We start from the raw sequence: 26463 nt of genomic DNA, 5'->3' as shown, positions 1-26463 counted from the left end.
GCCGGCCCGGGACACCGGTCACACCCGGTGGCGGACGTCCTCCAGGTAACGGAGAACGGCGGCGACGCGCCGGTCCACGTGGTCGGTGGGTGCCAGGTCGAGCTTGGCGAAGATGTTGCGGATGTGCTTGTGCACGGCGCCGTGCGTGACGCAGAGCCGTTCCGCGATGGCCGCGTTGCCGAGCGGCCGCCTCGGCGCGGTGGACGTCGTCGTCGCGGCGGATCAGGAGTACCACCCGGGCGCGGACCTGCCGATCGCGCTCCCCGAACGCGGCGCCGTTCCGGCCGAGTTGGTCGAGCGGCTGGCCGGACTGCCCGGCGTCGCCTCGGCGGTCGGCGACGTCGGCTTCCCGGCCGCCCTCGTCGACGCCGAAGGGCGGGTCGTGCCGAACGAGGCCCCGGAGACGGCCGGGCACGGCTGGTCCTCGACCGGCCTGTCGGCGGACCCGCGGATCGACGGCGCGGAGCCGGCCGGACCCGACGAGATCGGCCTGGACCGTTCCCTGGCCGCCGCGGCCGGGGTGGGCCCCGGCGACCGGGTCGAGGTCGTCGCGGCGGGCCGGCCCGCCGCCGAGTACCGCGTCTCCGCGGTGGTCGACGCCCCGGAGGCCGGGATCTTCTTCGCCGCGCTCGCCGCCGGGCTGGTGCTTTCCGTCGTTCCGCCGGCGCTCCTCGGGATGGGTTTTCCGGACCGGCCCTGGCCCGCGGGTCCGGTCTGGCTGCTGCCCGCCACCGCGCTCGCGGTCCTCGCCACGGCCTTCCTCACCGTGGAGATCCCCACCCGGCAGGCGCTGCGCACCGCCCCCGCCGACGCCCTCGCGCACCACGAGTAGCCCTACCAGGAGCACTGTCAGGAGCGCTGTTAGGAGCGCTGTCAGGAGCACCCGGGAACGGCCGGGCCCGGGGCGCGGGCCCGGCTATGGGCTCCGCCGTCAGGCGGTCCCGTCGAGCAGGCGGCGGTGTTCCGCGGGCAGTTCGAGCCGCACCCCGGCGAGTGCCTCGGCCAGCTGGTCCCGGGTGCTCACGCCGACGATCGGGGTGAGGGCCGGTTCGCCCCCCGCCAGCCACGCCAGGACGACCTGGTTGCGGCTGACCCCGAGGTCCTGCGCGACCCGGGTCAGGGCGGCGAGCCGCCGTTCGTTCCCGACGTGCTCGTACGCCTCCGGCAGGGGCCTGTCGGCGCGAGTGTAGGCGCCCTCGAGCAGCACGGTGTACGCCCACAGGCTCAGTTCCGGGTCGGCCCGCACGTAGTCGAGCGTCTCGTCGGTGACCCAGCCGAACCGGTGGTTCTGGCCGGGCACGGGTGCGCCCGGCCGCGGCCGCAGGTACGAGTGGCGCAGCTGGAGCGCCGTGTACGCGCTCCAGCCGTGCCCGCGGGCGATCTGACGGGCCCTCTCCACACGCCACAGCGGGTGATTGGAGCAGCCGAGCCGGGCGGCCGTGCCTGCCTCGACCAGCTCGGCGAGGGCGCCCGCCGTCTCCTCAAGGCCGACCGAGCGGTCCTCCATATGCGCCCAGTACAGGTCGATCCGCTCGGTGCCGAGCCGCCGGAGGCTGCCCGCCACGGCCGCCTTGACGGCGCTGGCCGACAGGCCCTGCCGGTTGGCGGGCCACTCACCGCTCGCGCCCGGCTCCGCACCGAGCTTGGAGCTGAGGAACACGCGGTCGCGCACTCCTGGACGCCGGGCGAGCCACTGCCCGATCAACTCCTCGCTCCGCCCGCCGTGGCCGCTGGGGTCGGCCCAGAAGGCGTAGCAGTCGGCGGTGTCGATCAGCGTCCCCCCGGCGTCCACGAACCGGTCCAGCAGGTCGAACGAAGCGGGCGCGTCGAGCTTCGTGCCGAAGTTCATGCTGCCGAGTGCGAGGTTGACGGCGCTCATGGGTGTCCCCTTCCCGGTCGGGTTCCCCGCGGCGGGCGGGGACCCGGAGCATCGCAGCTGGAGCGCGCTTCAACGCAAGCCCCGCAGGGCGCGTTCAGGCGCCTTCCGGGCGGATGCGGAGCCCGGCGGCTCCGGGAAGTTCCGGTTCGTCCGGGGACGCCGCCGGCCGGGCCGGCTCAGGGCACCGCCGGCCCGGCCAGGTAGTCGCCGTTCTCGTCGTAGGGCCAGGCGTTGGCCACGCAGCCGTCCAGGCCCTTGATCTGCTGCATCATCGCGGGCGCCGGTGCCCCGGGAGCCGGGCAGCCCTCGTGCCCGTGCCCCAGGAAGTGACCCACCTCGTGGTTGATGATCAGCGCCCGGTACTCCTCGACCGGCCCGGGGAACTGCGGCGAACCGGTCTGCCAGCGCCGGAGGTTGACCATGACGGATTCGCCCACCCGGCAGTTCACCTCGCCCCCGGTGTCCAGCCCGTACTCCCCGCAGATGGCGTCGACGGTGGCCGGGGTCGCGATCCGCACCAGGAAGTCGGCGGCCTCGTCCCCGCCCACGAGCCGGAAGCCGGTACGGCCGTCCCTGGTCCAGCCGCGTTCGTGGCCGAGGACCGCGTGCACCTCGGCCGCGGTGTCGTCGGGGTCGAGGGCGATGCCGTCCTCGACCTGCACCTGGTAGCGGAAGACGGTGCCGCGGCCCACCGGCTCCCCACCGCCCGAAGCCACCCGGAAGGTCCCGGGGCCGGACTCCGGTCCCGGGTCGGGCTCGGGCTCGGGTTCGGGCTCGGAGGGCGCGGTCGGCTCGTCCGGTTCCATGACGGCCGGCTCCTCCGGGGCCGTGGGCGGCGGCTCGGCGACGGGCGCGTCGTTCCGCCCCGGCGTGCTGTCCCGCGCGGTGAACCACGCGGCGCACGACACGAGCAGCAGAACGCCGGTGACCGCGACGAGGGGCAGTCGGACGCGCCGTATCCGTGCCGCGGACCCGGAGCGCCGACCGCGGGACGTGGTGTAACGGCCTCGGGAGCCCATGGTGATTCCTTCCAATGCTGGTGTTTCTGGTGGTGCTGGTGGTGCTGGTGGGGTCCGGCGGACCCGCCGGACCGCGGGATGCGGAGCACGGGAACGGCCGGGGCGGGCGGTCACCCACCGTCCGGCAGCGTGACCAGCGGCCGGATTCTGGGATCTGCGACGACGTCCAGCAGGTGCGCGGTCGTCACCGGTACGGACGTCCGGGAGGCGGTGTCGGGCCGGACGTCCACGAACAGCTCCTCGCCGCCGAACCGGAGCAGCGCGGCGATCCGGGACAGGCCATCGCTCTGGCCGGTGTAGATGGCGACGGGCGTGCCGTCCGCCAGCATGTGGCTCGCACAGGCACCGAGGTTGCTGTCCACCCGCTCGCAGGGGCTCGCTTCCGGGCCGTCACCCGCCGGACGCACCGAGAAGGTGATGGGGAACACCTCGCCGCCCTGGCCCTCGCCGTGGAAGTCCGCCCCCTCGACGGGCGTCACGTCCTCGACGGCCGGGGCGAGCAGCTCCCGGAGAGTGGCGGCGATCTGTGCTCGGTGGTCGTCGTCCCACCGGGACGCGAAGTCGGCCGAATCGGGCGTGCGGGAGGCCGAGGGAGCGGCGGAAGGGGCGGGCGGCGTGGCGGGGGGCCCGGCCGCGCCGCCGGGTCCCGCGGTCAGCGCGAGTACCGCGGTCGCCGCCGCGGCCGCCACGCACAGCCCGGCGCCAAGACCCGCGGCCCGCACCCGCTTCCGCCGGCGTCGCGCCAGCTCGATCGCACCGTGCACCAGGCCGGCCGGCGGCGCGAGGCCGTCCACCGCGCGCACCATGGCCCCCCTGACCAGTGACTCGTCCCGAGGCAGTTCCCTCATGCCGCTCCCCCTCGTCCCTGTCTCCCGTGGCAAGGCGCTCAGCTCCCCTGACCCGTGAGCAGCTCGGCGTCCTGAAGCCGTGTGCGCAGCCGGGCCAGAGAACGCGAGCACTGGCTCTTGACCGTGCTCTCACTGCACCGCATGAGGCTCGCCACCTCGGCCACGCTGAGGTCCTCCCAGTAGCGCAGGATGACCATGGCCCGGGCCTTGGGCGGCAGTTCGGCCAGCGCGGCGAGCAGCGTCAGCCGCAGCTCCGGATCGTCGGCGGCAGGCGCGGGGTCCTCGACCGCATGGGCCCGCCTGCTGAGCAGGCCGCGCCGCTGCTCCGCGAGGAACGTGCGGGTCAGGACGGTGCGGGCGTAGGCGTCGACGCTGTCCGCCCGCGCCGCCTTTGACCAGTGCCGCAACAGCTTGACCAGGGTCGTCTGGACGAGGTCCGGCGCGCGGTGCGGATCACCGCAGAGCAGTACGGCGGTGTGGTAGAGCCAGCGCTGACGGGCGAGCGCGTACTCCTCGAACTCTCCGTAACTGCGCATCCGCTCTCCTGCCTTGCTTGCCGGCCCGTCACCAGTCTTTGAGTCGCCGACCCCGCCCGGAGGTTGAGTAACAACTCGATAACGGCCGCTCACCGGCCGCGGGCGCGCACGAGTGACCACCCGTTCGATCTCGATGCTTTCTGTCGATTATCGCGCGGGAGCTGACACCTTCAGACCTGACGCCGCGCGCCGAGCGTCCGCCGCATCGCGACGAACAGGGTTGACAGGCACCGCGAGTTCGACTCAGGTGTGAGGCGCACAGGAACGAACATGATGCTGTCATGATCGCGACAACAGCGGCGTATCGCGGCACCCGGCGCCGAGGGCCCCGGGTATCAAAGAATCAAAGGGAGGACCGACATGACCGCAGGTCGTGGCAAGCGCCTGGCCGTGGCAGCGTTCGCGGTGGGTGCGCTCGTGGTTCAGGGGGCGGCGGCCCAAGCCGCCACCCCCCAGGCCGATCAGGCACCGCGGGCGCAGGTCGCCGCGGCGAGCATTTCCTGGACGCTGGTCAGGGCGGACAACCCGACCCAGGACCAGCGGGAGGCGTACGCCCTCATCACGGACGCCATGAACGCGGCGGTGGCCCGGTACAACGGGCTGAGCGGCCTGGGCAAGACCATCACCGTGCACTACGACCCGAGCGTGCCGACCGCAGACGGACACCTCAACGGAACGATCCGGTTCGGCGGTCGCGGCTACATGACCGAGCGCACCGCCCTGCACGAGATATCCCACACCCTGGGTGTGGGGCAGAGCGCGGGCTGGTCGTCGCTGTCCAGCGGCGGCACGTGGCGGGGGGCCGGGGCCACGGCCCTGGTCAAGCAGTACGACGGCGCGTCCGCCACCATCTCCACCGGCGGCGGCCACTTCTGGCCCTACGGCCTGAACTACGAGAACGAGTTCTCGCAGACCAGCGCGGACCGCCACGTGCACATCGTCGAGGCCATGGTCGGGGACGGCATGTGACACCCGCCGCCCGGTGGCGCACCGCGTCCGCTCCACCGGGCGCCGGGACCCTTCCCCGGGCGCCGGCGCGTGCGCGGGGCGGGGCTGGGCTGGGCTGGTCAGAGGCGGGGCTGGTCAGAGGCGGATCATCACGGTCTTGGTCTCGGTGTAGGCGTCCAGCACCTCGGTGCCGTGCTCGCGGCCGATCCCCGACTGCTTGAAGCCGCCGAACGGGACGGTGCCCGCGCTCATCTCGGCGTAGGTGTTGACCCACACCGTGCCGGCCCGCAGGCCGCGTGCCACGCGGTGCGCACGCTCCAGGTCGGTGGTCCACACCGAGCCGGCCAGCCCGTAGACGGTGTCGTTGCCCTGCCGGATGGCGTCGTCGGTGTCGGTGAACGTCAGCAGGGCCGCGACCGGGCCGAAGATCTCCTCCCGCACCACACGGGCGTCCGCGCCGACGTTCTCGATGAGGGTCGGCGGCATGTAGAGGTCCCGGGCGTCGCCCGCGGTGACGAGGGTGCCGCCCTCCTCGCGGGCGAGGTCGAGGTAGGAGGCGACCCGCTCGAAGTGCTGCGCCGAGGCCAGCGGCCCCATCCTGGTGTCGGGGTGGAAAGGATCGCCCAGGGCGTATGCCCGCATCTCCCTCAACAGCAGCGCGCGAAACCGCTCGTGTACCGATTCCTGGACGAAGATGCGGGTGCCGGCGACGCAGCCCTCACCGCTGCCCTGGGCGAACCCGGCGACCGCTCCCTTGGCCGCGGCCTCCAGATCGGCGTCGTCGAACACGATCGTCGGGGACTTCCCGCCCAGTTCCAGGGTCACGCGCTTCAGATCGCGGCTGGAGACCTCCAGGATGCGCTTGCCCACGGCGAGCGAGCCGGTGAAGGAGATCTTGTCCACGCCCGGGTGGCGGGTAAGGGCCTCGCCGGTGGTGGCGCCGCCGGTGAGGATGTTGACCACCCCGGGCGGCAGGTCGGTCGCGCTCAGCAGCTCGCCGATCCGCAGCGCGGACAGCGGCGACCAGGCGGCGGGCTTGGCGACCACGGTATTGCCGGTGGCCAGCGCCGGCCCCAGTTTCCAGGCCAGTTGCAGCACCGGGCCGTTCCACGCGGTGATCGCGGCGACGACGCCGAGGGGCTGGCGCAGGGTGAAGTGGAACGCGCCGGGGTCCGCGGGCGCGGTCGTGCCGTAGATCTTCGTCGGCCAGCCCGCGTAGTGCCGGAAGACCTCGACCGAGTGGTCGACCAGCCAGCGGGTCATCCACAGCGGACCGCCCATGTCGAGCGAGTCCAGCACGGCCAGTTCCTCGGCGTGCTCCTCGACCACGTCGGCGATCTGGAGCAGGACGCGGCTGCGCCGGTACGGTGTGAGGTCCGCCCAGGAGGGGTCCTCGAAGGCCCGCCGGGCAGCTGCCACCGCCAGGTCGACGTCCCGTTCACCGGCCTCGGCCGCCCGGGCGAGCACCTGCCCCGTCGCGGGGTCGAGCGTCTCGAACGTGCGGCCGTCGGCCGCCGGTTCCCAGTCGCCGCCGATCAGCAGCCGCTTGGCCGGACCGGCCAGGAACACCGGAGCCGGACGCGTACCCGGCTCGACGGTAAGGGGAGTGCTCACGACGCTCTTCCTTCCATACAAACGAACTGGTTCGTTCGCTTCAGCCACAGTAGCCGTGCCCGGCACCCTTGGCAAACGAACCAGTTCGTTCATGTGATCGGCAGCGGGAGGGCCGGGTTCAGTGGTCGGCGGTGAGCTGTCCCGCGAGTCTTTCGTGCATGGCGGCACTGGGCGCGTTGAGCCCGATGATGGTGACTTTCTTGCCGCGGGTGGCGTATTTGTTCTCGATGGCGTCCAGGGCCGCGACGGTGGAGGCGTCCCAGATGTGCGCGTCGGTGAGGTCGATGACGATGTCGTCCGGGTCCTCGGCGTAGTCGAACTGGGAGACGAGGTCGTTGGACGAGGCGAAGAACAGTTCGCCGGTGACCGCGTAGACCGCCTGCCGGCGGTCGGGGTCCACGACGCCGGTCACCTCCGCGAGGTGCGCGACGCTGCGGGCGAAGATCACCATGGCGGTGATCGATCCGACGACGACCCCGATGGCCAAATTGTGGGTGGCGACGACGCAGGCGACGGTGACGGCCATCACCAGGGTCTCGCCGACCGGCATCCGCCGCAGCGTTCCGGGCCGGACGGAGTGCCAGTCGAAGGTGGCGACGGACACCAGGACCATGACGGCGACCAGGGCGGCCATCGGAATGTCGGAGACGACGGGGCCGAAGGCGATGCACAGGACCATGAGGAAGACGCCCGCGAGGAAGGTGGACAGGCGGGTGCGGGCGCCGGAGGTCTTCACGTTGATCATGGTCTGGCCGATCATCGCGCAGCCGCCCATGCCGCCGAAGAAGCCGGTGACGATGTTGGCGAGGCCCTGCCCGATGGATTCGCGGGTCTTGCCGGAGTGGGTGTCGGTGATGTCGTCCACAAGCTTGGCGGTCATCAGCGACTCCATCAGGCCGACCAGCGCGAACGCGAAGGCGTAGGGGGCGATGGTCGTGAGGGTGTCGAAGGTGAAGGGAATGTCCGGCAGGCCGGGAGCCGGCAGGGCCGAGGGCAGTTCGCCCTTGTCGCCCACCGTGGGCACCGCGATCCCGGCGGCCACGGTGATCACGGTCAGGATCACGATGGACACCAGGGGCGCCGGGACCACCTTGCTGACCTTGGGGAAGAGCACCATCAGCGCCAGGCCGCCGGCGATGAGCGGATAGACGGCCCAGGGCACATCCGTCATCTCCGGCACCTGCGCCATGAAGATCAGGATCGCCAGGGCGTTGACGAAGCCGACCATCACGCTGCGCGGGACGAACCGCATCAGCTTGGCCACGCCCAGCGCGCCCAGGACGATCTGGAAGATGCCGCCCAGGATGACGGCGGCGATGAGATAGCTCAGGCCGTGGTCGTGGTTCAGCGGCGCGATGACCAGGGCGATGGCGCCGGTCGCGGCGGAGATCATCGCCTTGCGGCCGCCGACGAAGGAGATCACCACGGCCATCGTGAACGAGGCGAACAGCCCGACGCTCGGGTCGACACCGGCGATGATCGAGAACGAGATCGCCTCGGGAATCAGCGCCAGGGCGACGACGAGACCGGCCAGCACCTCGGTGCGCAGGACCTTGCCGGAGGCGAGGAAGTCGGGACGGGACGGGCGGGACAGACGGGACAGACGCAGCCTTCCGGCCGCGGACAGCGCTGGGGACATGCAACCGTTTCTGTTTCGGGCGCGCCCCGGGGGCGTGCGCCGTTAAGGCCGGGCGCCACGCGCGAGCGGGGGTGGAGCCCGGGTCCTGCCGAAGTGGTCCGGCGCCCGTGGCGGAGCGCCGTTCGGGCATCATTGCCCGGGAGCCCGGCCCGCGTCATGGCACGGACCCGGCCGCTCCGGCTGCACAGCCGGGGCGGACACGCCCAGACTCTACCCTGACGTGACGGCAGGGTGCGGCGCGGTGGTGAAGAAGTGCTCACCTGCGGGCCCGGGCGGGGTGCGGCGGCGAAGGCAACGGTTGAGAAGGAGCGGCGCGGCGATGACCGAACGGCACATGCAGATCGGCGAGGTGGCCGAGCGGACCGGACTGTCCCTGCGCACGATCCGCCACTACGAGGAGGTCGGCCTGGTCATCCCCTCCGCCCGCAGCAAGGGCGGCTTCCGCCTCTACACCGGGACCGACGTCGAGCGGCTCATGGTGATCCGCCGGATGAAGCCGCTCGGTTTCTCCCTTGAGGAGATGCGCGACCTGCTGGAGATCACCGACCGCATCGCCGCGACCGACGATCCCCCGGCCGGGGAGGAGAAGGAACGGCTGCGCGAACGTCTGGACGCCTACCGCAAGATCTCCGAGGCCCGCTGCGAGACCCTGCGCGCCCGCCTGGAGATGGCCGAGGACTTCGCCGCCACCCTGCGCAGGCGACTGCGCGCCACGGACTGATCCGGGCCTGTCCAGGACGGCCCGCGCGGCGCCACGGCTCAGCAGGCCGTTCACAATCTCCCTTCACGTCAAGGTAGATCCCTGGGCGGTGAGGCCGAACCGGCAGGGCCGCTTCCACCGGGCATCCCCCGGCATCGGCCGGCATCGGCCGCACTCGAACGAACGGCTCCCAGGGGGACGTTCACGGCATCCGGCGCGGCGCCGCCCCGGCGCGGGCGCCCGTTCCGGCGCTGGTGCGGCCGTGCGGGCCGCGGGCGTGCCAGGCGGCGATGGCGAACGCGGCGAACGCGGCGCCGAGCAGGGCGCCGGCCAGGGTGTCGGTGAGCCAGTGCACGCCGAGGAACACCCGGGTGAAACAGGCGGCGGCAACGGCGAGAACGGCCACCGCCACACCGGCACGCACCAGGCCGGCGGGTGCGCCGGCCCGTCGCGCGAGCCACAGCAGCAGCACGCAGGTGGCGGCCGCGGTCATGGCATGGCCGGAGGGCAACGAGGCGAACTGGGCGGAGTCGACGGGACGTTCCCACTCGGGGCGTTCACGTCCGATGATCCCGCGCAGCACCCCGCGGACGGCCCACTCCGCGGCGGACGTGCAGGCCGTCCAGAGGGCGACGAGCCGCTGCCGCGTGTGCCACAGCCACACCACCGCGGCGACGATCAGCAGGCGCATGGTCCACGGGTCGACGATCCAGTCGGTGACGATCCGGCTGGCGTGGGTGAGGTCCGGGTTCTCCAGGGCCGCCGTGTGCAGATGGTCCGCCACGGCCCGGTCCACGCGGAGGATGGGCCGCGCCTCGACGACGGTCAGGGTGATGACCAGGGCCGCGGCCGCGATGAGCAGCAGGGCGGCTTTGCCGGCCGGGTCGGTGAGGAACGCGGCCACCTGTTTCCTGGCCGGCCGTGGACGTATACCGGGTTCGCCGGTGCGGGGCATCTCGGGCGCCTCCTTCGGGGGGGGCGGGGTGCGGTGGTCGGGCCGGGGCCGAAGAGCGGGACCGAGGCGTAAACTCGGTACCCGATATCGGTTGCGTCACTGCCCGGTGGGCGGGGAGGTGGGTCGGCGTGCGGGAGTTCCAGCGGGGCGCGGTGCGGCTGCACATCCTGCACCACGCGGCCGAGGAGGAGATCCACGGCGCGTGGATGACCGAGGAACTGGCGCGGCACGGTTACCGGATCAGTCCCGGCACCTTGTACCCGACGCTGCACCGGCTGGAGACCGACGGGCTGCTGATCTCCGAGCAGCGGGTGGTCGGGGGACGCACCCGCCGGGTGTACCGGGCCACCGCGGCCGGGAAGCGGGCCCTCGCGGAGGACCGCAGGGCCCTGGCGGAGCTGGCCCGCGAGGTTCTCGGCGGCGACGGCGCCGCCTGAGGCGGCCGGGGGCCCGGCCGCCGTCACCGGCGCGACGCCGCCCGGGCGCGCCGCGCCCCGTGGACGGCGGCACCGGCGGCCAGCACCGCCGCGCCGGAAAGCACCGAGGACATGGGCAGCGCGAAAGCCAGGACGACGCAGCCCGCCAGGCCCACGACGGGAACCGGGCGCGGCGGGCGCCCTTCGGCCGAAGTGAGCGTCCACGCGGCGGCGTTCGCGATGGCGTAGTAGGCCAGCACCCCGAAGGAGGAAAAGCCGATCGCTCCGCGCACGTCCGCCGTCGCCGCGACCACCGCCACCACGGCGCCGACCGCCAGCTCGGCCCGGTGCGGCACCCCGAACCGCGGGTGCACCGCGGCCAGGACGTGCGGCAGGTGCCGGTCCCTGGCCATCGCCAGGGTGGTGCGCGAAACGCCGAGGATCAGCGCGAGCAGCGAGCCGAGCGCGGCCACCGCGGCGCCGACCCGTACCACGGGCGCCAGGCCGGGCAGCCCGGCGGCCCGGACCGCGTCCGCCAGCGGGGCGTCCGCCTCGCCCAGGCCGCCGCTGCCGAGCACGGCCAGCGCCGAGACCGCGACTGCCGCGTACACGACCAGCGTGATGCCCAGCGCCGTGGGGATGGCCCGGGGGATCGTCCGGGCCGGATCGCGCACCTCCTCCCCCAGCGTGGCGATGCGCGCGTACCCGGCGAAGGCGAAGAACAGCAGGCCCGCGGCTTCGAGCACCCCGCCGAACGTGGCATCCGCACCGAGGTCCAGCCGTCCGGCCCGCGCGTGTCCTGAGGTCAGGGTGGCGGCCACCACGGCGGCCAGCACCGCCAGGACGACGGCGACGATCACGCGGGTGAGCCAGGCGGCCTTCCGTACGCCGGCGTAGTCGAGGGCGGTCAGCGCCACCACTGCCCCGACCGCGACCGCGTGGGACTGGCCGGGCCACACGTACGAACCGACCGTGAGGGCCATGGCCGCGCAGGACGCGGTCTTGCCGACGATGAACGCCCAGCCCGCCAGGTAGCCCCAGAAGTCGCCCAGCCGCTCCCGGCCGTACACGTAGGTACCGCCGGAGGCCGGGTACCGCGCGGCCAGCCGGGCGGAGGAGGTCGCGTTGCAGTAGGCGACCACGGCGGCCAGGGCCAGGCCCGGCAGCAGCCCGGAGCCGGCCGCGTGCGCGGCCGGCGCGAGGGCGGCGAAGATCCCCGCGCCGATCATCGATCCCAGACCGATCACCACCGCGTCGAACGTGCCGAGCCGTCGGCGCAACGCCTCGGGAGGACCGGGCGCGGGCGATGACTTGGGCATGAGGTCACTCCTCGGCGGTACGGCGGCCCATCTTACGGCCTCCGATATCGGCAGACGATATCCCGGGCCCGACGAGCCCGGCCGCGAGCCCCGGGATGTGCGGCGGCGTCCGTCCCCTCACGGCGTTCCCAGCGCCTGAACCTCCGCGTAGGAAAGGCTCGCGAGGTCCGTCGGCCGGCCGTCGCGGACGGCGGTCGCGGTGGTCACGGCCGCCGCCAGGGCCCTGCGGTAGAGCAGCGAGCCGAGGCTGACCCGGCGCACGCCCAGCGCGGCCAGCTCGGCGAGGGTGGGGCCGGTCGGTGTGTACAGGACGTTCAGCGGCACGACGAGGCTCGCCGTCAGGGCGGCGATCCCGCCCGGCTCCGCCAGCCCGGGCACGAACACCCCGTCCGCGCCTGCCTGTTCGTAGACCGCGAGGCGGGCCGCGGTCTCCTCCCTTTGGCATCCGAGCCAGTGGGTGTCCGTGCGGGCGTTCACGAACAGTCCGGGCACCGCGGTTTTGACGGCGGCGATCTTCGCGGCGTGCAGCTCCACGGCGGCCAGGGTGCCGTCCGGGCGGCCGTCTTCGAGGTTGATCCCCGCGGCGCCCGCGTCATGCAGCCTCCGAGCCAGCTCGGCCACTTCCTCCGGGTCGTCGCTGAAGCCGCCTTCGGCGTCGACGGTGAACAGGAAGGAGCCCTGCCCGAGCCGGCGGGCCAGCGCCAGGGTCGCGTCGGCGGTGGCGGCTGCCCCGTCCGGCAGCCCGGCGGCCGCGGCCACGCCCAGGCTCGTGGTGCCGATGGCCCGGAAGCCCTGCGCCGCCAGCGCGGCGGCGGAGGCGTGGTCCCAGGCGTTGGGCAGCAGCAGGGGGGCGGCCTGGTGGTGCAGCCGGGCGAAGGCGGTCAGCGGACGTCCGAGCAGGCCGTCGGCCAGGGCGAGGGCGTGGGCGCGGCCGGGACAGACCCGGGGCGGCGCGCCGAACGTGAGGGGCACGGGGTGCGCGCGCTGGGCGGCCACCAGGTCCAGGAGCACCACATCGCCCTCGGCGATCTCCCGGCCGGCGACCCGGGTGGCACGCGCGGCGACCCGGCGCATGGTCCGCACCGGCGGAGCGTCCCGGAGCACCCGGGCCAGCGGCGCGTCACCGCCGGCCGCGGCCGCCACCAGCGCGGCCGTCGCCGCGCACGCCTGCACCAGCAATCCGATGCGGTTGGCGGCGGCCTCAAGACCGGCTTCATCCGCCCGACCGGGCGCCAGTTGCGCCACCAGCCGGGCCACCGCCTCGTCGGCGGCCGGGTCCACGCCCCCGAAGTAGGCCCCGGCCACCACGGTCACCGCCTCCGCAACCGCCGCCGGCTCCGGCATCCCCAGGGCCTCGGCGAGCGCACACACCACCCGCACCCGGACTTCCCCCTCGGGCCCCGACGCCGCCGTCCGCCGCAGCGCGGCGGGGTCAAGACGGGCCAGTTCGGCCGCCACCAGGGCCCGCCGCCGCCGATGCGGCTCACCGGAGCTGAACCGGGCCACGGTGGCACGCAGCCACGCGACACTCGCCCCGGCCCGGCCGCCGTCCGCGGCCGGCAGTTCGGGGACGAGCGCCGGGTCGGCGAGCGCCGCCCGCACGTCCGCGGGACGGCCGAACTCATGCGTCGTGTGCGTCATGGCCCTGACGCTAGGCCCGGAACGGTTCGGCGCCGCCCGAACCATCCCTGCGGCATCATGACCCCATGCCCACGCTCGCCGAGACCGCCGGCCTGTTCGCCGACCGCACCAGGGCCGCCTTCTGCCAGGCCCTGCTCGACGGGCGCGCCTGGACCGCGGGAGAGCTGGCCCGGCACGCGGGAGTGCGGCCCTCCACCGCCAGCGAGCAGCTTTCCCGACTCGTCGCGGGCGGTGTGCTGGCCGAGGAACGCCAGGGCCGGCACCGCTACGTCCGGCTGGCAGGACCCGAGGCGGCCGCCCTGGTCGAAGCCCTCACCTCGTACGCCCCGGACACCCCGCGCCCGCGGACTTTGCGCGCATCAGTACGGCTCGGCGCCGAAGCCCGGGCCCGCACCTGCTACGACCACCTGGCGGGGCGACTGGGCGTGGCCCTGGCAGACGCCATGATCGCCCGGGGTCTGGTCGCCGACGAATCCGGGCTCGCCGTCACCCCGGCAGGCCGGGCGTGGCTGACCGGCGCCCTGGGCCACGAGCAACGGCCGGGCGTCCGGCGGCCCCTGGTGCGGAGCTGCCTGGACTGGACGGAGCGTCGCCCCCACCTCGCCGGAGCGCTGGGCGCGGCCCTGTGCGCCACGGCACTGGAACGGCGGTGGGTGCGGCGAGTCGGCTCCGGGCGCGCGGTGCAGGTGACCCCGGAAGGGACCGAGGCCTTCCGGGAGTTGCTGGGGGCAGAGGTCTAGGTCCGCCGAGGGCACGGGGCCGCGGTGCGCCGTTGTCCGACGCGCATGGCGAGACCGGTCATGCCTGCTGCCCGAGCTCCTCGATCACGGCGATGGCGGGGAGTTGGGCGGTGACGGCGAAGCCGGGGGCGTCCGCGCGCGGGGCGGCGGCGAGGGTGCCACCGATGCTGCGGGCGCGTTCCCGCATGCCGGTGATGCCGAAGCCGGGCTCGGCGTCCCGGGCGGCCTCCGCCCGGACGCCGCCCGCCGGGCCGTCGTCGACGACCCCGAGGCGGAGCGCGGCGCCCCGACGCACTATCGACACGTCGATGGAGACGCCGGGCCCGGCGTGGCGGACGGCGTTGGTCAGCGCCTCCTGCACGATGCGATACGCCGCCGCGCCGGTGACCGGCGGGACCGGGCCCTCGGCGTCCAGGGTCAGCTTCACCTCGGCACCGGCCGCCTTGGCGACGCGGACGAGACCGGGGATGCCGCCGAGGCCGGGCAGCGGGTCGTGACCGCCGCGGTCGGGCTCGTCGCCGCGCAGCACTTGCAGCGTCGTCCGCAGCTCGACGCGGGCGTCGCGGCAGGTCTCGGCGATGCTGTCGAGGGAATCGGCGAGCGCGGTGCGGTCGAGGCGTTCGGGGTCGGCGATCAGGACGTGGGAGGCGACGGAAGTCTGCACACCGATGAGGGTGATGCTGTGGGCGAGCAGATCGTGCAGGTCGCGGGCGATGCGCAGACGTTCCTCTGCGACGCGGCGGGCGGCCTCCTCCTCGCGGGTGCGTTCGGCGCGCTCGGCGCGCTCGCGGATGGCGGCGATGTACTGGCCGTGCCAGCGCACGGCCTCGCCGAGCACGATGGGCACCAGGAACCAGCCGGAGACCCGCAGCATGTCCACGCCGGTGTCGGTGTCGGTGTTCATCCAGACGACGGCGATGAGGACGGGGACCCCGGTGGCCAGCACCAGGCTGCGGCGCAGCGTTCCGGACACGGCCACCGAGTACAGGGCGAGTCCACCGGCCAGCAGCGGCGCGAGGTGCGGGTAGTCGAGCGCGTGATACGGCTGCACGACGCACGCGTGCGCGAAGAGGACCGCCAGCGGACTGCGGCGGAACCAGGGCAGCGGCAGCATCGCGCCCGCGAGGATCAGCCAGCCGGTGAGGTCGAGCGCCTTGCCGTCCGGCTCGGCGACGACAGCCGTCAGCGCGCAGAACGCGCTGACGAGGACCGCGACGAGTATGTCGTGCCGCGGTACACGGGCGCCCGTGTACCGCGGCAGCTTGAGAGCCCTCACCATGCGGCCATCATCCGGCACCGGCACCGGACTTGTGGGAAATGGGCTCCGGAGAACCGGACTCGGGGGAAGCGGACGTGCGGGAAAGGGGCCCGGGCGACCACACGCGGCGGCCCAGCAGCCAGCTCGCGGCGGTGACGATGTAGGTACGCACCAGGAAGGTGTCGAGCAGCACGCCGATCGCGACGATGAAGCCGATCTCGATCATCATCACCATGGGCATCGACATCAGCACCGCGAAGGTGGCCGCGAGCACGATCCCGGCGGAGGCGATCACGCCCCCCGTGGTGCGCAGCGCGGTGAGCGCCGCCTGACGCGTCTCCAGACCGTTCAGATTCTCCTCGCGCATCCGGTGCATCAGGAAGATGCCGTAGTCCACGCCGAGGGCTACTCCGAAGACGAACGTGATCACCGCCATCGACTGGTCGACGCCCTCGAAGCCGAAGACGGAGGAGAACAGCAGGCCGCCCAGGCCCATGGCCGCGCCCCAGGAGGCGACGACGGCGGCGAGCAGGATCACCGGGGCGGTGACGCTGCGCAGCAGGGCGATGAGGATCAGCAGCACGGCGCCGAGCACGAGGGGGATGACGAGCGTCCGGTCGTCGGCATTGGTGCTGGCGAGGTCCAACTGCTCGGCCGTGGAACCGCCGACCACCGCTTCGGCGCCATCGACGGCGGCCAGGTCCTCGCGCAGCGTCTCGATGGTGCTCTTCTCGCCGTCGGACTCGGGCGGATCGGTGGCGTAGACACTGATCTCGGTCCAGCCGTCGCCGCTGCGGCCTGTCTGGACGTCGGCGACGCCCTCGGTGGCCCGGGCGACGTCGAGGACGGCGTCGGCCTGGTCGCTGTGCGCCATGACCGCGATGGGCTGGGCGCTCTGCTCCGGATACGCCTCGCCCAGTTGTTCCATGGCGGCGATGGACTCGGGGGTGTCGACGAAGGAGTCCTCGCTGCTGAGAGGGCCGGGCATGTTGAAGTTGCCCAGCGCCAGCGCGCCCATCAGCGCGAGGCCGCCGGCGAGGATGGCGACGGGGCGGCGGGTGATCGAGCCGCCGACGCGGGCGAAGTAGCCCCGTTTGGCGTCGGTGCCCTCGCTGCCGTGGGCGGGGACGAAGGGCCAGAACACGCGCCGTCCGCACATGACCAGCAGAGTCGGCAGCAGGGTCAGCATCACCAGCAGCGAGCAGACGATGCCCGCGACGCCGACCGGGCCGAGTCCGGCGGTGCTGTTGAGGTCGGCGGCCATGAGGCAGAGGAGACCGGCGGAGACGGTTGCGGCGGAGGCCAGCAGCGCCGGACCGCAGCCGCGGACGGCGCGGACCATCGCGTCGTAGGGGCGTTCGTGGCGGCGCAGTTCCTCGCGGTAGCGGGCGACGAGCAGCAGTGCGTAGTCCGTTCCGGCGCCGAAGACCAACACGCTCATGACCGCGAGGTTCATGCCGTTGACGGTGACGTCGAACATCTCCACCAGGCCGTAGACCAGCGCCCTGGAGGCCATGACGGCGACGCCCACGCAGAGGAGGGGGAGCAGCCACAGCATGGGGCTGCGGTAGGTGAGGATCAGGAGGACGGCGACGATGGCGGCGGTGGTCATCATCAGGGTGCCGTCCACCGAGGCGAATACCTCGTCGTTGTCGAGGGCCAGTCCGCCGGAGCCGCCGACCATCACGGTCAGGCCGTCCGGGAGCCCTTCGTCGACATCCTCGCGAACGTCGCGGACGGCTTCGACGCGTTCCTCGGGATCGGCGATACCGGTGATCGTGACCGGGTACATCTCGGTGGTGCCGTCGGCGGAGGGTATGCCTTGCGGCGTGGTGTCACCGGCGATCTCGTAGCGGGCGGCGATGCCGTCGACCTGGGCACGGGCCGCCTCGCGGTCGGCGTCGGTGAGGCCGCCGTCGCGCTCGTACACGAGGATCAGTTCGGTGGTCTCGCCGCCGGGCAGGCGTTCCTGTAGCTCCACGACCTGGGTGGAGTCGGCGCTTTCCGGCAGGTAGTCGATGGTCTCGTTGCTCTCGACGTCCCCCACCTTGCCGCCGAGGGGCGCTGCGATGGCGAGCAGGCCGACCCAGAGCGCGACGATGCCCCACAGTATGGCCCGGCGCCGGCCGGGCGGGGACGCGGATGGGCGTTCGGGCGGGGGCGACGTGCGGCTCGGCCCGGTCTCGACGGTTGCGGCTCCCATGCGGGGCTCCTTTGGCGTCTTCCGTGAATCGTGGTCCCAGGCTCCCGTGACGGAACGGCGGATTCGTCGGCCGCCGGAGCGAACTCGGCGTTACTGCGGGCGGCGGAGCGGGCGGGGCGTTACTCCCCGGGGAGTACACCGGCGGAGGGCCCGGCCGGGCAGGGCCTCACGGCATCTCTCAGGCCGGGAAGCAGATTTCGTTCCCACCCATGGCCAACAGGCCAGGGCTGACGGCCGATCGGCGCCCCGGCCCCTGGCCGAGGCACTGGCCGGCCCTCACCGGGCGAGCTGGTGGCATACCTCGGCGGTGAGCCTGTCGGCCTCGTCGAGCGCCGCGGTGAGCGCCGCCGGGGTGGTGCCGAGCGCGGAGAACAACGCATGAGCCCGTTCGGCGAAGTGCACGGGGCCGGCAGCGAGTTGTCCGGCGGCCCGCACCGCGCCCTTCTCGTTGAGCACCCAGCGTCCGGCGTGAGCGTGGAGGGCGTGCATGAGAAGTCCGACGGCGCGGAAAAGACAACCGGCGACATAGAACGTGTCCCCGCCGGCTGCCCCCTTGCGGGCGCCGGCCAGGATGAACGGCGCCTCCCATCGCGCATTGCCGATGAGCGCTCGGCGCAACGGCTCCGGATAGCGGCGCGTCTGCTCCTGGAGCGTGCCCAGCTCGCCGCCGGGATCGGCGAGGACACGTCCGAGCGCCACCTCACCGGCATAGGCGTGGGAGTACACCCCCAGGGGGTGGCCGGGCTGGGCGCCGATCTCGAAGTGTCCGGCCTGGCACTGCTGCCAGACGCGGTGCACCCGGTCCAGGTCGCGGTAGATCCAGTCGACGCGATGGCCGTCGATGGTCAGCCAGCCGCCGCCGTCCACCCACGGTCCCCAGCCGCCCGGCTCGGTCACCTCCACCGGCCCGCCGGTCAGCTCGGCTGCCAGCAGACGCAGAGCACCGGTATCAAGCGGCGGCCGGTAGTACAGCCCCAGGTCATAGTCGGAATCGGGACCGTGCGTTCCCCTCGCCCGGCTGCCTCCCAGGCACACTCCGACGATGCCGCCGATGTCGGCCAGCCGGTTCGCGATCTCCACCAAACGGTCCACGGGCCCCAGTCTGCAGAGCCGGATCACCGCCCGCGACCGACTTTCCCACGTCGGCTCGGGGTCTTCGAGCAAGGTGCGGGCCTTGCGGTACCGCGGGCGCCGACGGCTACCCCGTCATTCTCCCGGTGGAAGTCACCGGACACGACGAGTCCGGCCTGCGCCTCACGGCACCGGCATAAGGGCGGCCGGTGAGTCCTGGCGGGAATTCCCTCCGCATAACCGGCGACCGTTCGGCGTGAAAAGACTGCGGCAATCCACCTGCACCAGGTTGGGCGCACTCGTGCCGGGCCATATGGCGGCTCGCCCTGCATTTCTCGTGCGTGCGGTTCCGCAGGCCGTCGGCAGCACCCTGGCCGGGCGGCGTCAGTTCGGCGGCGGCGAATACTGCCCTTCCGGAGATGGGTCGGCTGACGGTGGAGGGGGACGTGGGCTCACTGCGGCTCCATGGACAGAGGGGGGACGACCCCCGGTAGCTTCCGCGCTTTTTCCGGAAGGTTCTGCAGGGGGCACAGGAGCCAGGTTGACCACCTACCTCGCAGTTCGTCAATCCCCTGTGCGTGACCGGAAGTTGCGCAGGGCGGTCCACCTGCCGTTCCCCGCGGAACTTTTCGGAGCGCTCCGGCGCGGCCGAGCCGGCTCAAGGGCCGGGCCGGCTGATGGAATGCGTGCGTTCTCGCAGTTTTCCGATCTACGCTGTGGAGATATGTAGCACTCAACTCATGTGAGGGCTTCCCGCTGTTTGGGAGCACGCACCCCCGGCCACCATTCGTTTTCCCTCTGATCAATGTGCGGTTCTCCTGGTATTCGAGTAATCGGGCCCGACGCATTGACGGGCTCTTGCACCCTCCCTATTCTTTGTTCGCACTGATGAACGTCGTTCGAGATCTCGGACGCTACTCGGACCGAGCACTGACCGCAGGTCAATTTCCGCGGGCAGGCGTCCCGGTCGCGGTGGCGCCTCGGCGCCACCGGGGCCGCTCCCCCATACACCAGCCTTGGAGTTCTCATGTCCGTTCAACGACACCGGGGCCGCCGCCGCCCGCTGCGTGCGGCGCTCGCCGCCTTCGCCGGCCTGGCGATGGCCCTGACCGCAACGCCCGCCATGTCTTCCGCCTCGGCCTCGGTCGAGGAGCCCGCCGCCGGGCAGCCGTCGGCCGCCGACCTGCCCGGCAACTTCCAATGGACCTCGCCAGGCCCGGTGGTGTCGGTCAAGCCCGACTCCGGCCACGACGTGGTCTCCGTGAAGGACCCCACCGTGGTCCACTACAACGGCGAGTGGCAGGTCTACTTCACCGTCGCCAACACCGACGGAGCCTGGAGCCTGGCCCACACCAGCTTCACCGACTGGTCCCAGGCCAACAACGCCCCGCACACCTTCCTGGACACCAACCCCAACATCGGCAACCGCTACGCCGCCGCCCCGCACCTGTTCTACTTCGAACCACGCGACGAGTGGCACCTCGTCTACCAGACCGGCCTGCCCTCCTACTCGGTCTCCGACGACCCGAGCGACCCCCACAGCTGGTCGGCCCCCCGCAACTACCAGGACGAGATGCCCGACATCGTCCGGGAGAACATTGGCAACGGCCACTGGCTGGACTACTGGGTCATCTGCGACGACACCATGTGCTACCTCTTCTCCGCCGACGACAACGGACACCTCTACCGCGCGGAGACCACGGTCGCCGAGTTCCCCGAGGGCTTCGACAACACCCAGATCGTGCTGGAGGACACGCCCAACAACCTCTTCGAGGGCGAGGCGGTCTACTACGTCGAGGACACCGGCACCTACCTGCTGATCATGGAGGCGATCGGCAGCGACGGCCGGCGCTGGTACCGCTCCTTCACCGCCGACACCCTCGACAGCCCGTGGCAGCCCCTGGCCGACACCCAGGACAACCCCTTCGCCCGGGCCAACAACGTCAGCTTTCCCCAGGGCGCCTGGACCCGGGACATCAGCCACGGCGAACTGCTCCGCAACGGCTATGACCAGCGCATGACCATCGACTCCTGCGAGCTCCAGTTGCTCTACCAGGGCCTGGACCCCGCGGCCGGCGGCGACTACTCCCAGCTCCCCTGGCACCTCGGCCTCGCCACCCAGACCAACTCCACTTGCTGACAGCCGCGTTGACGGGGTGGTCGGCCCGCCGACAGGCGGCCGGCCACCCCGGGAGTCACGGCCCACCCCCCACACCAGGAGCCGCTCATGTCCCCCACCAGGCGCACGCTTCTCACCCTCGGCGCCGGCTCGGCGCTCGCCATCGGCGCGTCCGCTCTGACGGGCAACGCCCTCGCCACCCCCACAGCTCCCTACCGCCCCGCCAGGGTGCGGCCCGCGGCCGACGCGCCGGCCGAGCCGTTCGCCGTGGGGTTGCGCGAGTTCAACTGGAGTCGCGGCGGCCGCACGTTGGTCACCCGCGTCTGGTACCCCGCGCAGGGCTCGCCCGGCGGCGACCCGATCCGCGACGCCCCCGTCGCCGACGGCCCGTTCCCCGTCGTCGAGTGGAGCCACGGCCTGTACGGCACGCCGGAGGTCTACCTCTCGGAGATCCTGCCCCTGGCCGAGGCGGGGTTCGTCGTGCCGGCACCCGTCTTCCCCACCACCGCGGAGGGCACCGAGGGCAACATTCAGGACGTCTACAACGGCAACCAGTCGCGGGACGTCTCCGAGGTCATCACGCGCACCCTCGCGCTCAACGACGCCTCGGGCGACCCCTTCGCCGGGCGCCTGGACGTGGCGGCCGGGGTCGGCGTCGCGGGCCACTCCCTCGGCGGGATGACCACCCACGGCCTGCTCACCGCCTGGCCGGACAGCAGGATCAGGGCCGCCGTCCCGTTCGCCTGCGTGGACATGGGCGACCCGACCGGCGAGGTCGCCGCGAACACCCTGTTCATCCACGGCGACCAGGACCCGGTCTGCCAGTACTCCCTGGCCCGCCAGGCGTACTCCGAACTGGCCGCGCCGAAGGCATTCCTGACACATGTCGGCCAGGGCCACGACGAGTACGTCTGGGGCAATGGGGTGACCTACCCGCAGACTCGCGCCACCTTCGTGGACTGGATGCGCTGGAGCCTCTACGCCGACACCGCCGCCCGCGACCGGCTGGCCGACGACGCCGCCTCCGACGGCACCGCCTGGGAAGCCGAACTCGGCTGACCCGGGCCGCCCCCACGCCCGTCACCTCCCGGGAAGGACACCTCCAGCGATGTCACCCACCCCCCACCCCAGCCGTCGCGGCCTCATCGCGGGGGCATCCGGCCTCGGCCTCGCCGCCGCCCTGCCCACCTGGGCCTCCCGCGACTCCCCGGCATCGGCGGCGCCGACCACAGCCGGCGCCTCGGCCGCCGACGCCTCGGCCGCCGGCGTCCGCCCGCTGGCGGACTTCACCAACCCCGTGCTCTGGCAGGACTTCGCCGACATCGACGTGATCCGCGTCGGCGACACCTTCTACTACTCCGCCTCCACCATGCACTACTCCCCGGGCGCGCCCATTCTGCGCTCCTGGAACCTGGTGGACTGGGAGTTCGCCGGACACTCGGTGCCCCGGCTGGACTTCGGCGCCAAGTACGACCTGGACGGCGGCCGGGCCTATGTGGACGGCATCTGGGCCTCCACCCTCAACCACCGGGCGAGTGAGAACCGTTTCTACTGGCTCGGGCAGACCGACTTCTCCCGGACCCATGTCTACACCGCCACCGATGTCGAGGCGGCCTGGCAGAGGATCGCCACCATCCCGCGCGCCTACTACGACGCCGGGCTGCTCTTCGACGGAGACACCCCGTATGTCGCCTACGGCAACACCCAGATCTCCGTCGCCCAGCTGTCCGACGATCTGACGAGCGAGGTGCGCGACGAGCAGGTGTTCAGCACCCCGCCCGGCATCGGCACGTTGGAGGGTGCCAGGTTCTACAAGATCAACGGCAATTACTACATCTTCCTCACCCGGCCGGCCAACGGCCAGTACATACTCAAGTCCACCTCGCCCTTCGGCCCCTACGAGCTGCGGGAACTCCTGCTCGACCTCCCCGGCCCGATCCAGGGTGGCGGGGTGCCGCACCAGGGCGGGCTGGTCGACACCCCCGGCGGCGACTGGTACTACCTGGCGTTCATCGACGCCTATCCCGGCGGCCGGGTCCCCGCGCTGGCCCCGATCGGCTGGACCGGCGACGGCTGGCCCGAACTCCAGCTCGTGGGCGGCGCCTGGGGAGCCTCCTACCCGGAGCCCGACGTACCGGCGCCGCCGCGCGAGACCAGGCCCATGACCGGCCTCGACACCTTCGACGGCACGGCGCTGGCCCCGCACTGGGAGTGGAACCACAACCCGGACACCAGCAGGTTTTCCGTCGACGACGGGCTGACCCTCGCCACCGCGACCGTCACCGACGACCTCTACAGCGCGCGGAACACCCTCACCCGCCGCATCCAGGGCCCCACCTCCACCGCGACCATCGACATCGACCACAGCGCGCTGACCGACGGGGACCGCGCCGGCCTCGCGCTGCTGCGCGACTCCTCCGCCTGTATCGGGCTGGTCCGTGAGGGCGGCAGCACCCGGTTGGCGATGGTCGACGGCATCGCCATGGATAGCGACTGGAACACCGTCTCCACCGGCACCGAACGGGCCACCGCCGACGTCTCCGGCACCCGGATCTGGCTGCGCGCCCAGGCCGACATCAGCCCCGGCGCCGGGCGGCAGGCCCACTTCTCCTACAGCACCGACGGCTCCAGCTTCACCCCCCTCGGCCCCGGCTTCACTCTCAGACACGAGTGGCAGTTCTTCATGGGCTACCGCTTCGCGATCTTCCACTACGCCACCCAGACCCTCGGCGGCAGTGTCCGGGTCGCGAGTTTCGACCTCACCGCCCCCTGACCCGGGGACGTCCCCCCACCACAGCGCCGCCACCTCGCGGGCGCTGATCCTCTCCCCCACCGAAAGAAAGAGGAGCTTCCATGACCAGCACTTCCGAGAAACGCCCCGCACGCCACCGCGCCCGGACAGCGGTCGCCGCGTTGACGTCCGCGGGACTGGCGGCGACCGGGATGCTCGCGTTCGCGGGCAGCGCGCACGCGGCGGACACCCTCGGCGCGGCAGCGGAGCAGAGCGGCCGATACTACGGTGCCGCCATCGCGCCCCAGTTCCTCGGCGAGGCGGACTACGCGTCCACCCTGAACCGGGAGTTCAACAGCGTGGTGGCCGAGAACGCCATGAAGTGGGACGCCACCGAGCCCAGCCGCGGTCAGTTCAACTTCAGCGGCGGCGACGAGATCGTCAGCCACGCCCGGAGCCAGGGCATGGAGGTGCGCGGCCACACCCTGGTCTGGCACTCCCAGCAGCCCTCCTGGGTCGGCGGGCTGGGCGGGAACGACCTGCGCCAGGCCATGCTCAGCCACATCGACGGGGTGGCGGGGCACTTCGCGGGCCAGATCTCGTCCTGGGACGTGGTCAACGAGGCGTTCGAGTGGGACGGCAGCCGCCGTCAGTCCAACCTCCAGCAGCAACTCGGCGACGGCTGGATCGAAGAGGCGTTCCGCGCCGCCGACGCCGCCGACCCGAGCGCCAAGCTCTGCTACAACGACTACGGCACGGACGGCATCAACGCCAAGAGCGACGGCATCTACGCGATGGTCGAGGACTTCCTCGCCCGCGGAGTGCCGATCGACTGTGTCGGGTTCCAGAGTCACCTCGCCTCGAACTCCGACCTCTCCACTTACCGGAGCAACCTGCAACGCTTCGCGGACCTCGGCGTGGACGTCGAGATCACCGAGTTGGACGTCGGCGGTTCCGGCGCCGCCCAGGCCAACGTCTACCGAGCGGTCACCGAGGCGTGCGTGGCCGTCTCCCGCTGCACCGGCGTGACCGTCTGGGGCGTCACCGACAAGTACTCCTGGCGGTCCGACGAGTCCCCGCTTCTGTTCGACGGCAACTACCAGAAGAAGGAGGCGTATCAGGCCGTTCTCGACGTGCTGAACGGTGCCTCGGCCGAGGGCGAGGGCGAGGGCGAAAGCCGGGGCGGCGACGAGGCCACCGCCTACCAGCCGGCCACCTGGCGCGAGAGCGGCCACGCCACCCCCTGATCGCCGGTCCGACGCGCCGGACGGGTCGGCTCCGCGGAACCGGCGCCCGGAGTCCCCGGACCCGGGCGCCGGCCGCGCTGATCATTTACGGTTACGCTCTTGCCACGGTGTGTGATGCGGTCTACGGTCGCCCCCTCCGGGATCTGAAGTCGTGGACGAAAGGGGGCGGGCGCATGGGGCGCGTCGTCATCCGGGGCGGGCTGGTCGTCACCGCCGCCGACGAGATCGAAGCCGACGTCCTCGTCGAGGACGAGAAGATCGTCGCACTGGCGGCCGGCGGCAGCACGCCGGCCGAGACGTGGACGGCCGGGCAGGTCATCGACGCCACCGGCAAGTACGTCATCCCCGGCGGGGTGGACGTGCACACGCACATGGAGATGCCGTTCGGCGGCACCTTCGCCTCCGACACCTTCGAGACCGGGACGCGTGCCGCGGCCTGGGGCGGGACCACCACCGTGGTGGACTTCGCCGTGCAGACCCGGGGCCGGTCGCTGCGGGAGGGACTGGACGCGTGGCACGCCAAGGCGGCGGGGCGGTGCGCGATCGACTACGGCTTCCACATGATCCTGTCCGACGTCGACGACGGTTCGCTGAAGGAGATGGATCTCCTTGTCGACGAAGGCATCACCTCGTTCAAGCTGTTCATGGCCTACCCCGGCGTCTTCTACAGCGACGACGGGCAGATTCTCCGGGCCATGCAACGGGCCGCGGGGAACGGCGGGACGGTCATGATGCACGCGGAGAACGGCATCGCCATCGACGTTCTGGTGGAGCAGGCGGTGGCGGCCGGGCGGACGGACCCGCGGTATCACGGCGAGGTGCGGAAGGTGCTGCTCGAGGCCGAGGCGACGCACCGGGCCATCCAGCTGGCGCGGGTGGCGGGCGACGCGCCGCTGTACGTGGTGCACGTGTCGGCCCAGGAAGCGGTCGCGGAACTCGCGGCGGCCCGGGACGCCGGGCTGCCGGTGTTCGGCGAGACGTGTCCGCAGTACCTGTTCCTGTCCACCGACAACCTGGCCGAGCCGGACTTCGAGGGCGCCAAGTACGTGTGCAGTACGCCGCTCCGCCCCGCCGCGCACCAGGCCGCGCTGTGGCGGGGCCTGCGCACGGACGACCTCCAGGTGGTCTCGACGGACCACTGCCCGTTCTGCTTCAGCGGGCAGAAGGAGCTGGGCCGCGGGGACTTCTCCCGTATCCCCAACGGGCTTCCCGGCGTTGAGAACCGCATGGACCTGCTGCACCAGGCCGTCGTCGACGGGCATCTCACGCGGCGCCGCTGGATCGACATCGCGTGCGCCGCGCCGGCCAGGATGTTCGGACTCTACGGGCGCAAGGGCACCATCGCGCCGGGCGCGGACGCGGACATCGTCGTCTACGACCCGGCCGCGGAGCAGACGCTGTCGGCCCGGACGCATCACATGAACGTCGACTACTCGGCCTACGAAGGCAAGCGGGTCACCGGCCGCGTGGTGACCGTCCTCTCGCGCGGCCGGACCGTCATCGAGGAACGGCGGTACACCGGGCACGCCGGGCACGGAGTCTTCCTGCCGCGCGACACCTGCCAGTACGTCGGCTGAAGC

22 protein-coding genes and 1 pseudogene are annotated in these 26463 nt (G+C 72.4%); 10 read left to right on the top strand and 13 right to left on the bottom strand.

Annotation, left to right across the window (positions count from 1 at the left end; translation table 11 throughout):
* Positions 1 to 18: 18 nt before the first annotated feature.
* A pseudogene (locus RM779_RS06265) lies at positions 19 to 183 on the bottom strand (DNA-binding response regulator); the annotation flags it as partial.
* On the opposite strand from RM779_RS06265, the gene RM779_RS06260 reads away from it, so the two are divergent.
* Positions 146 to 832: a hypothetical protein gene (locus RM779_RS06260; protein WP_311616642.1), complete on the top strand. Its 687-nt coding sequence runs from the start codon at positions 146 to 148 to the stop codon at positions 830 to 832. The pseudogene RM779_RS06265 and the gene RM779_RS06260 sit on opposite strands and share 38 nt — an antisense overlap.
* Before the next feature lie 99 nt (positions 833 to 931).
* Here the strand turns inward: RM779_RS06260 and RM779_RS06255 are convergent, their stop codons facing one another.
* From RM779_RS06255 to RM779_RS06240, 4 genes are all read right to left on the bottom strand, one after another.
* On the bottom strand, positions 932 to 1879 hold the full coding sequence (locus RM779_RS06255; protein WP_311616641.1) for an aldo/keto reductase: 948 nt from the start codon (positions 1877 to 1879) through the stop codon (positions 932 to 934).
* A 176-nt stretch (positions 1880 to 2055) separates the two neighbouring features.
* Positions 2056 to 2898: a DUF3152 domain-containing protein gene (locus tag RM779_RS06250; RefSeq protein WP_311616640.1), complete on the bottom strand. Its 843-nt coding sequence runs from the start codon at positions 2896 to 2898 to the stop codon at positions 2056 to 2058.
* A gap of 110 nt (positions 2899 to 3008) precedes the next feature.
* Positions 3009 to 3746, bottom strand: coding sequence for a hypothetical protein (locus RM779_RS06245; protein WP_311616639.1), 738 nt, complete (start codon positions 3744 to 3746; stop codon positions 3009 to 3011).
* A gap of 38 nt (positions 3747 to 3784) precedes the next feature.
* A complete protein-coding gene (locus RM779_RS06240; protein WP_311616638.1) occupies positions 3785 to 4282 on the bottom strand; it encodes a SigE family RNA polymerase sigma factor in 498 nt (165 codons plus the stop codon).
* A 360-nt stretch (positions 4283 to 4642) separates the two neighbouring features.
* Here RM779_RS06240 and RM779_RS06235 point away from each other — a divergent pair, with 360 nt between their 5' ends.
* Positions 4643 to 5251 (top strand): hypothetical protein, encoded by a 609-nt coding sequence (locus RM779_RS06235; protein ID WP_311616637.1) that lies wholly within the window; start codon positions 4643 to 4645, stop codon positions 5249 to 5251.
* Positions 5252 to 5365: 114 nt separating this feature from the next.
* Here RM779_RS06235 and RM779_RS06230 read toward each other — a convergent pair whose 3' ends face one another.
* Together RM779_RS06230 and RM779_RS06225 are read right to left on the bottom strand one after the other, a co-directional pair.
* Entirely contained in the window at positions 5366 to 6844 is a 1479-nt protein-coding gene (locus RM779_RS06230) for an aldehyde dehydrogenase family protein (RefSeq protein ID WP_311616636.1), read from the bottom strand.
* A gap of 118 nt (positions 6845 to 6962) precedes the next feature.
* On the bottom strand, positions 6963 to 8483 hold the full coding sequence (locus RM779_RS06225; protein ID WP_311616635.1) for a SulP family inorganic anion transporter: 1521 nt from the start codon (positions 8481 to 8483) through the stop codon (positions 6963 to 6965).
* 319 nt (positions 8484 to 8802) lie between these two features.
* Between RM779_RS06225 and RM779_RS06220 the strand changes: the two genes are divergently transcribed.
* The gene (locus RM779_RS06220; protein ID WP_311616634.1) at positions 8803 to 9204 is read left to right on the top strand and encodes a MerR family transcriptional regulator; all 402 of its coding nucleotides are present in this window, start codon (positions 8803 to 8805) and stop codon (positions 9202 to 9204) included.
* Positions 9205 to 9385: 181 nt separating this feature from the next.
* Here RM779_RS06220 and RM779_RS06215 read toward each other — a convergent pair whose 3' ends face one another.
* Positions 9386 to 10138, bottom strand: a complete 753-nt coding sequence (locus RM779_RS06215; protein WP_311616633.1) for a phosphatase PAP2 family protein — start codon at positions 10136 to 10138, stop codon at positions 9386 to 9388.
* 128 nt (positions 10139 to 10266) lie between these two features.
* Here RM779_RS06215 and RM779_RS06210 point away from each other — a divergent pair, with 128 nt between their 5' ends.
* Positions 10267 to 10575, top strand: coding sequence for a PadR family transcriptional regulator (locus tag RM779_RS06210; protein WP_311616632.1), 309 nt, complete (start codon positions 10267 to 10269; stop codon positions 10573 to 10575).
* Between the two features lie 23 nt (positions 10576 to 10598).
* On the opposite strand, the gene RM779_RS06205 is transcribed toward RM779_RS06210, so the two are convergent.
* Both RM779_RS06205 and RM779_RS06200 read right to left on the bottom strand, forming a co-directional pair.
* Positions 10599 to 11873 carry an APC family permease gene (locus tag RM779_RS06205; RefSeq protein ID WP_311616631.1) on the bottom strand — a complete coding sequence of 425 codons (1275 nt, stop codon included), beginning with the start codon at positions 11871 to 11873 and terminating at the stop codon, positions 10599 to 10601.
* Positions 11874 to 11990: 117 nt separating this feature from the next.
* Positions 11991 to 13514 carry an isocitrate lyase/phosphoenolpyruvate mutase family protein gene (locus RM779_RS06200; RefSeq protein WP_311616630.1) on the bottom strand — a complete coding sequence of 508 codons (1524 nt, stop codon included), beginning with the start codon at positions 13512 to 13514 and terminating at the stop codon, positions 11991 to 11993.
* A gap of 65 nt (positions 13515 to 13579) precedes the next feature.
* Here RM779_RS06200 and RM779_RS06195 point away from each other — a divergent pair, with 65 nt between their 5' ends.
* Positions 13580 to 14254 (top strand): ArsR/SmtB family transcription factor, encoded by a 675-nt coding sequence (locus tag RM779_RS06195; protein ID WP_311616629.1) that lies wholly within the window; start codon positions 13580 to 13582, stop codon positions 14252 to 14254.
* Between the two features lie 58 nt (positions 14255 to 14312).
* On the opposite strand, the gene RM779_RS06190 is transcribed toward RM779_RS06195, so the two are convergent.
* The 3 genes from RM779_RS06190 to RM779_RS06180 all read right to left on the bottom strand — a co-directional run bounded on the left by RM779_RS06190 (position 14313) and on the right by RM779_RS06180 (position 18807).
* Positions 14313 to 15533, bottom strand: a complete 1221-nt coding sequence (locus RM779_RS06190) for a sensor histidine kinase (protein ID WP_311616628.1) — start codon at positions 15531 to 15533, stop codon at positions 14313 to 14315.
* 7 nt (positions 15534 to 15540) lie between these two features.
* Positions 15541 to 17715, bottom strand: coding sequence for an MMPL family transporter (locus tag RM779_RS06185; protein WP_311616627.1), 2175 nt, complete (start codon positions 17713 to 17715; stop codon positions 15541 to 15543).
* 276 nt (positions 17716 to 17991) lie between these two features.
* On the bottom strand, positions 17992 to 18807 hold the full coding sequence (locus RM779_RS06180; RefSeq protein ID WP_311616626.1) for a nucleotidyltransferase domain-containing protein: 816 nt from the start codon (positions 18805 to 18807) through the stop codon (positions 17992 to 17994).
* 1006 nt (positions 18808 to 19813) lie between these two features.
* Here RM779_RS06180 and RM779_RS06175 point away from each other — a divergent pair.
* The 5 genes from RM779_RS06175 (at position 19814) to hydA (ending at position 26460) form a co-directional block, all read left to right on the top strand.
* The gene (locus RM779_RS06175; protein WP_311616625.1) at positions 19814 to 20926 is read left to right on the top strand and encodes a non-reducing end alpha-L-arabinofuranosidase family hydrolase; all 1113 of its coding nucleotides are present in this window, start codon (positions 19814 to 19816) and stop codon (positions 20924 to 20926) included.
* 87 nt (positions 20927 to 21013) lie between these two features.
* A complete protein-coding gene (locus tag RM779_RS06170; protein ID WP_311616624.1) occupies positions 21014 to 21964 on the top strand; it encodes an alpha/beta hydrolase family protein in 951 nt (316 codons plus the stop codon).
* 49 nt (positions 21965 to 22013) lie between these two features.
* Positions 22014 to 23678 carry a family 43 glycosylhydrolase gene (locus RM779_RS06165; RefSeq protein WP_311616623.1) on the top strand — a complete coding sequence of 555 codons (1665 nt, stop codon included), beginning with the start codon at positions 22014 to 22016 and terminating at the stop codon, positions 23676 to 23678.
* A gap of 80 nt (positions 23679 to 23758) precedes the next feature.
* On the top strand, positions 23759 to 24883 hold the full coding sequence (locus tag RM779_RS06160; protein ID WP_394813233.1) for an endo-1,4-beta-xylanase: 1125 nt from the start codon (positions 23759 to 23761) through the stop codon (positions 24881 to 24883).
* A 173-nt stretch (positions 24884 to 25056) separates the two neighbouring features.
* On the top strand, positions 25057 to 26460 hold the full coding sequence (hydA, locus tag RM779_RS06155; RefSeq protein ID WP_311616622.1) for a dihydropyrimidinase: 1404 nt from the start codon (positions 25057 to 25059) through the stop codon (positions 26458 to 26460).
* The last annotated feature ends 3 nt before the right edge of the window (positions 26461 to 26463 follow it).

The sequence above is a fragment of the Streptomyces johnsoniae genome (assembly GCF_031845565.1).
Classification (GTDB): Bacteria; Actinomycetota; Actinomycetes; order Streptomycetales; family Streptomycetaceae; genus Streptomyces; species Streptomyces johnsoniae.
Note: the sequence above shows the minus strand (reverse complement) of the source record. Positions and strands in the feature narration are given on the sequence as shown.

Excerpts from the sequence above, each read along its gene's own strand:
- RM779_RS06165 (WP_311616623.1), top strand. The coding sequence starts at position 22,014 with ATGTCACCCACCCCCCACCCCAGCCGTCGCGGCCTCATCGCGGGGGCA.
- RM779_RS06215 (WP_311616633.1), bottom strand. The coding sequence starts at position 10,138 with ATGCCCCGCACCGGCGAACCCGGTATACGTCCACGGCCGGCCAGGAAA.
- RM779_RS06185 (WP_311616627.1), bottom strand. The coding sequence starts at position 17,715 with ATGGGAGCCGCAACCGTCGAGACCGGGCCGAGCCGCACGTCGCCCCCG.
- RM779_RS06190 (WP_311616628.1), bottom strand. The coding sequence starts at position 15,533 with ATGGTGAGGGCTCTCAAGCTGCCGCGGTACACGGGCGCCCGTGTACCG.
- hydA (WP_311616622.1), top strand. The coding sequence starts at position 25,057 with ATGGGGCGCGTCGTCATCCGGGGCGGGCTGGTCGTCACCGCCGCCGAC.
- RM779_RS06205 (WP_311616631.1), bottom strand. The coding sequence starts at position 11,873 with ATGCCCAAGTCATCGCCCGCGCCCGGTCCTCCCGAGGCGTTGCGCCGA.
- RM779_RS06160 (WP_394813233.1), top strand. The coding sequence starts at position 23,759 with ATGACCAGCACTTCCGAGAAACGCCCCGCACGCCACCGCGCCCGGACA.
- RM779_RS06250 (WP_311616640.1), bottom strand. The coding sequence starts at position 2,898 with ATGGGCTCCCGAGGCCGTTACACCACGTCCCGCGGTCGGCGCTCCGGG.
- RM779_RS06170 (WP_311616624.1), top strand. The coding sequence starts at position 21,014 with ATGTCCCCCACCAGGCGCACGCTTCTCACCCTCGGCGCCGGCTCGGCG.
- RM779_RS06245 (WP_311616639.1), bottom strand. The coding sequence starts at position 3,746 with ATGAGGGAACTGCCTCGGGACGAGTCACTGGTCAGGGGGGCCATGGTG.
- RM779_RS06225 (WP_311616635.1), bottom strand. The coding sequence starts at position 8,483 with ATGTCCCCAGCGCTGTCCGCGGCCGGAAGGCTGCGTCTGTCCCGTCTG.
- RM779_RS06255 (WP_311616641.1), bottom strand. The coding sequence starts at position 1,879 with ATGAGCGCCGTCAACCTCGCACTCGGCAGCATGAACTTCGGCACGAAG.
- RM779_RS06240 (WP_311616638.1), bottom strand. The coding sequence starts at position 4,282 with ATGCGCAGTTACGGAGAGTTCGAGGAGTACGCGCTCGCCCGTCAGCGC.
- RM779_RS06220 (WP_311616634.1), top strand. The coding sequence starts at position 8,803 with ATGACCGAACGGCACATGCAGATCGGCGAGGTGGCCGAGCGGACCGGA.
- RM779_RS06235 (WP_311616637.1), top strand. The coding sequence starts at position 4,643 with ATGACCGCAGGTCGTGGCAAGCGCCTGGCCGTGGCAGCGTTCGCGGTG.
- RM779_RS06200 (WP_311616630.1), bottom strand. The coding sequence starts at position 13,514 with ATGACGCACACGACGCATGAGTTCGGCCGTCCCGCGGACGTGCGGGCG.
- RM779_RS06195 (WP_311616629.1), top strand. The coding sequence starts at position 13,580 with ATGCCCACGCTCGCCGAGACCGCCGGCCTGTTCGCCGACCGCACCAGG.
- RM779_RS06175 (WP_311616625.1), top strand. The coding sequence starts at position 19,814 with ATGTCCGTTCAACGACACCGGGGCCGCCGCCGCCCGCTGCGTGCGGCG.